This window comes from Mycobacterium asiaticum (assembly GCF_001668675.1).
GTDB lineage: Bacteria > Actinomycetota > Actinomycetes > Mycobacteriales > Mycobacteriaceae > Mycobacterium > Mycobacterium asiaticum_D.
In genome coordinates this window covers 1-1342 of the sequence record NZ_LZKQ01000163.1, presented here as the reverse complement: position 1 = coordinate 1342, position 1342 = coordinate 1, and the positions used below count along the sequence as shown (strand labels likewise).

General features: G+C 62.5%; 1 protein-coding gene and 1 pseudogene. Both read left to right on the top strand.

All coding sequences use genetic code 11. The annotated features are described in order from the left end of the window. A pseudogene (locus A9X01_RS14560) lies at window positions 1-981 on the top strand (pentapeptide repeat-containing protein); the annotation flags it as partial. 67 nt (window positions 982-1048) lie between these two features. Further along, the coding region (locus A9X01_RS14555) for a PPE domain-containing protein (RefSeq protein ID WP_155772093.1) at window positions 1049-1342 on the top strand (294 nt) is incomplete at its 3' end.

Here is a 1342-nt window from a genome sequence, read left to right as displayed (position 1 = left end):
GGCAACCGCGGCTTCTTCAACTCCGGTACCGGCAACACCGGCATCGGTAACGCCGGTGACTACAACACCGGTATCGGTAATACCAGCATCGCCAACACCGGTATCGGCAACACCGGCAGCTATAACATCGGTTTCGGTAACACCGGCAGCAACAACACGGGGAGTTTCAACACCGGCAGCTTCAACACCGGTGACGCAAACCCCGGCAGTCTGAACACCGGTAGCTTCAACGCCGGCAGCATCAACACCGGCTTCGCCAACGTAGGTGACCTCAACACCGGGTCCTTCAACACCGGCAGCATGAACACCGGTTCATTCATGCTGGCCGACAGTCAAGTGCTTGACGGCATCACCATCCCACTCAATTTCCCGGCGATTCCGATCGACCTGGTAGCGGCCACCAAGGTGGCGATCCCGATCACCGGCGAGTTCCGCGCGATCACCATCTACCCGATCGACGTCTCGGTCCCGGTCGCCGTCAATGGGCTTGGTCTCGCCAACATCAACGGAGTCGTCCCGTCCGCAGATACGGGAGAAATCATCATCAATCCGATCAAGCTGCTAAACGTCGTGTTCGGGGCAGATTTCCAGCTACCCATCCAGATGACGCTCCTCGGCCGACTCAACCTCACGGTGCCGGGGCTGCTGGGTATCGGCAACTCCGTCGGGTCGTTGGCGTCGGGCTTCTTCAACGGAAGTTCCAGCGGCACTTCCGGTTTCTTCAACTCCAGCGATTTCAGTTCAGGCCTCGCCAACGCCAACGGGGCGCTGACGTCGGGCTGGTACAACTCCGGTTCGTTGTTGTCGGGCTGGCAGAACATCGGGACTGCCATCTCCGGTTTCGCCAACACCAGCACGCTGGCCGCCAACGCCCCGGCCCTGATCTCCGGCTTCGGCAACATCGGCAGCCAGGTCTCCGGCTTCTTGCACGGCCAGATGACTGCGTTGCAGGCGACGCTGGCGGACTGGGTGGCCGGCTGATGATGTGCTTCCCCGCCCGGAACCCCCAAGAAGCTTTCCTGCAATGTAAGGAAGAGGTATTGAGCCGGTGAGTTTTCTGACCTTGCCACCCGAGATCAACTCGCTGAACATGCTTTTGGGCGCGGGATCGGCGCCGATGGCGTCGGTGGCGTCGGCCTGGGACGGCCTGGCTGCCGAGCTCGGCTCGGCGTCGTCCTTCTTCGAGGCGGTGACCTCGGGTCTGGTCAACGATGCTTGGCAGGGCCCGGCGGCGTTGGAGATGGCGTCCGCGGCTACGCCGTATACGGCGTGGTTGAGTGCGGCGGGTGCGGCGGCTGAGCAGGCCGCTGCTCAGGCGCGGGCGGTGGTGTCGGCGTTTGAG